At 66.9% G+C, this 3874-nt stretch carries 3 protein-coding genes; 1 reads left to right on the top strand and 2 read right to left on the bottom strand.

Annotation, left to right across the window (positions count from 1 at the left end; all coding sequences use genetic code 11):
• Positions 1-17: 17 nt before the first annotated feature.
• Positions 18-389: an ECF-type sigma factor gene (locus NTW26_02620; GenBank protein ID MCX7021167.1), complete on the bottom strand. Its 372-nt coding sequence runs from the start codon at positions 387-389 to the stop codon at positions 18-20.
• Between the two features lie 148 nt (positions 390-537).
• Here NTW26_02620 and NTW26_02625 point away from each other — a divergent pair, with 148 nt between their 5' ends.
• A complete protein-coding gene (locus NTW26_02625) occupies positions 538-1230 on the top strand; it encodes a helix-turn-helix domain-containing protein (GenBank protein MCX7021168.1) in 693 nt (230 codons plus the stop codon).
• A 657-nt stretch (positions 1231-1887) separates the two neighbouring features.
• Here NTW26_02625 and NTW26_02630 read toward each other — a convergent pair.
• The gene (locus tag NTW26_02630) at positions 1888-3567 is read right to left on the bottom strand and encodes a nucleoside kinase (protein ID MCX7021169.1); all 1680 of its coding nucleotides are present in this window, start codon (positions 3565-3567) and stop codon (positions 1888-1890) included.
• Between the last annotated feature and the right edge of the window lie 307 nt (positions 3568-3874).

Raw genomic sequence — 3874 nt, forward strand, 5'->3', positions numbered from 1 at the left:
CATACGCCCTGGATCCGCTACCCGTCGGGTCCCGGAGCACCCACGAGGCGTCGAACCAGGCGGCGGCGGGCGCTGGCCAGGATGGCCGCCAGCCTGGGCTGGCTGACGCCGAGCGTCGTGGCGGCCTCACGCTGGGCGTACCCGTCCAGGTAGTAGAGCGTCACCGCCCGCCTCTCCCGGTGCGGCAGGCGGGACAGAAGCTCCTCCACCTCGAGCTTCACCGAGAGCCACTCCTCCAGGGAGCGCTTGGTGTCCCCAGCCCGGCGGGTCCGGTGGAGGGAAACACGGTGGGGGTGGGGGTGTAAAAGGTGGGCGAGGGCGATGGGATAGAGCCGCAGCATGCCCTGCAGGCGCTCGTCGGGATCGAGACGCGATATATCGAACTGCACGGGTCCTCCTTTTTTAAACGAAGCCGGCACCGGGTGCTTGACAATTGTAAAAATGCATATTATAATCATCATGGGGTTGGCAAAAAGAGTCTACAGAAAATCATATTACATTCATAGGCAGCTGTCAAGCACCGGGGAGGAAAAAAAGATGGAAACCCTCGGCGCCCGCATAAAAAGGCTCCGCACGGCACTCAACCTGCGACCCGCCGAGCTCGCCCGCCTCGTCGGCGTCCCGCCCCAGTACATAGACAACTGGGAAAACCGCGGACACCGGCCGAGCTCGCGCTACGGAGCCCTCCTGTCCCAGGCACTCGGCATCACCGAGGAGGAGCTCTTCACCGGACGCAAGCCCACCAACCACGACGAACTCTCGAAGCTGACCATCACGGAGCTGCTGCAGAGGGCCGCCCAGGCCACCGCCGCGCTCCCCGGCTATGAAATCCGGCGCTTTCCCCTTCTGGGCGATATCGCCGCCGGCGCCCCCTTCGAGGCCGAATCGGACGAGGCCCTGCCCGTCGCCACCCACGTCCCCCGGGGAACCCCCGACAACTGCTACTTCCTGCGCGTCCAGGGCGACTCCATGCTCGGCGACGGAATCATCTCCGGCGACCTCGTCCTCATAGACCCCGACACGGACACCGAGCGCATGAACGAGCAGGACATCTACGCGATTCTTCTGAACCAGAACAACGTCACCCTCAAGCGCATCCGCCGGGTGGGCGGCGTGATGTGGATGGTGGGGTCGAACCCGAAGATATCGCCCATCCCGCTCACCGACGACCAGCACGGCGAGGCGCGCGTCCTGGGCCGACTGATAAAGCTCGAGCGGTACTACCACTAAGCGCGACATACGGCGGGACACTCCGGCGCGGAAATCCTATGAAGGCTCCATGAAACGGACGACGCCCGTTTCATCACTCGAACATTGAATAATCGAGTCTGCATATGACAAACCCCGGTCGGTGACCGGGGTTCGTCGCACGACCGTATGACTTTTATCGGATGCGGCTAAGTCCCCTCTCCCTTCTAGGGAGCGGCGCGCCGACGGGCTAGGGTGAGGGTCGAGGTTGGGACATTAAAGCGGCGGGGATTAAAATCCCCGCCCTACATCATCGCAACGGGGAACGGGTCGCCACGGCCCCCCTCTCCCCGTGGGAGCGGCGCGCCGACGGGCTAGGGTGAGGGTCGAGGTTGGGACATTAAAGCGGCGGGGATAGGAATCCCCGCCCTACGTCATCGCAACATCCAAGGCCCGGGTCGGGGGGAGGACCGCCTCATGTCCCCTCCCCCCTCGGGGGGGAAGCGCGCTTACGGGCCGAGGAGGTGGACGAAAGCGGCGGCCCGCGGGCGACCGCAGAGGGTCGCCCCTACATCATCGCAGCCGGGATGAGGGGCGAAAGCGGCGGGGATAGGAACCGAGCGAAGCGAGCTATGCCCCTGGCAAATCCCCGCCCTACATCCGGGCGCGGCGGAGCGAGACCCGGCCGAAATTCCAACCCTACAGGCTGAAATCGCTCCCCCCGATGAACTCCCGCAAAAGCGAGGTCGAGGGCACCATCCCGTCGGCCAGGTCCAGGAAAAAGGCGATGAACTGGAGCAGCCGCTCCGCCTCGGCCCGCTCCGGCTCGAACTCCGGAACCCGCTCCAGGAGCGGCCGGGCGTACTTCCCCAGCACCGACAGCTCGTAGATGAGGGCGGAGTTGAACATCACGTCGGCGGTCTCCTGGAAGGGGAAGATGTAACGGTCCTCCCCGCGCCGCACCTGGTGCCAGCGCCGCAGGGTCGCGAGCGCGTCGTAGCCCCGGTACCGCGAGTCCCGCACCAACCGCCGGATGAGCCGCGTGTCCGTGGTGGGCACCCGGTTGTGGTTGTCTATGTTGAGCTGGGTCAGGCAGCTCACATACACCTTGAACTTATCCACCGCCGGGATGTCCGGCGTCAGCGCGTCGTCCAGGGCGTGGATGCCCTCCACGATGAGCGGCGTCTCCGGCCCCACCCGCAGGGCCTCGGCGAGCCGGGCGCTCCGCCCCGCCTTGAAATCGAAGCGGGGCGGGTGGACCTCATCCCCGCGCAGGAGGGCCGAAAGGTCTCCGTTCAGCGCCCCGATGTCTATGGCCTCGAGCCGCTCGTAGTCGGGACACCCCTCCTCGTCCAGGGGGGTCGGCTTCCGGGAGACGAAATAGTCGTCCACCCCCACCGCCACCGGCCGGTGCCCGTTGATGGTGAGCTGCAGCGTCAGCCGCCGGGTGAAGGTGGTCTTGCCGCTGGAGCTGGGGCCGGCGACCAGGATCAGCCGGGGCACGGGGCTGCGCGAGCAGATTTCGTCGGCGATCTCCGCCACCTTCTTCTCGTGCAGCGCCTCGGACAAAAGGACCAGCTCCTTGGCGTCGCCGCCGGCGATGACCCGGTTGAGGCCGCCCACCGTCTCCGCCCCCAGGACCTTGATCCAGTCCGAGAACTCGTGGAAGACGTGGAAGAGCTTGCGCTGCTCGGTAAAGGGGGCCAGGGTGTCGGGCTTGGCGGAGGTGGGGGAGCGCAGGACGAACCCCGGCGGGTAGTACACCAGGCCGAAGGGCCTCAGCAGGCCCGACCGCGGCGCCACCGGCCCGTAGAAGCTGTCCAGCACGCCCCCGAAACGGTAGACCACGATATCCTCGCGGGGGTAGTGCTCCAGGAGCTGAACCTTGGCGAAATCCCCCCTCGCCTGAAGCTCGGCGATGAGCGCCTTCCGGGGCATGACCTCCCGGATTATCTCCTCGTCCGCCGCCGCCAGCTCGTCCATCCGCCGCCTAAGCTCCTCCACCATGTCCGGCGTGACGGGCACCGAACAGTCCGACGCCTCGGCGCAGCGCAGCTCGCCGAAGAACCCCCCGGAGAGGGAGTGGTCAATGTACACGTAGGTTTCCGGGAAGAGCTCCGCCGCCGCCCGGATCAGCAAAAGGCGCACCCCGCGGCGGAAGGCCCGGATGCCCTCGTGGTCGGCGACGTTGCGCGGGCTCAGACGGCAGCCCTTCTCCAGCGGCTCGCACAGGTCGCGCGCGCGGTGGTCGGTGAAGGCCATGAGCCAGGGGTGCTCTGGGGCGGGCAGGCCCGCGAGCGCCAGCCGGATCGGCGTGCCGCGCTCCACCTTGAGCAGGGCGGGCTCCGCGCCCGGCACCGTGACTACGACCTTAATCAACGCCCCTCCGTCCGATCGCGCCCCTCGGAAACGTTTACGGCTCCTCCGGCATTCCCAATCCGAAGTAGGGCGGCCCCGTGGGATACATCCCCCGCGGGCCGCTGTTGTACGACGCTTTCGCGCGCAGGGGAATCAGGAAAAGTATAGCACACCGCCGCCGGGGGTTAGCCGCCCTTGCGGCGGGGGAATAAATGGTCTATACTGCGCCAATTTGGTGAAGGGGGTCGCATGAGGAAGCTCGTCCCGGTTTTGCTGATCATCGCCGCCGGCGCCCTGGCCGCCGCCGGCCGCGTCGCCGTCTGGCTCG

Source organism: bacterium (genome assembly GCA_026398675.1).
Classification (GTDB): domain Bacteria; phylum RBG-13-66-14; class RBG-13-66-14; order RBG-13-66-14; family RBG-13-66-14; genus RBG-13-66-14.

Bases quoted from the DNA above. Each gene is read 5' to 3' on its own strand.
- NTW26_02625 (MCX7021168.1), top strand. From the start codon at position 538: ATGGAAACCCTCGGCGCCCGCATAAAAAGGCTCCGCACGGCACTCAAC.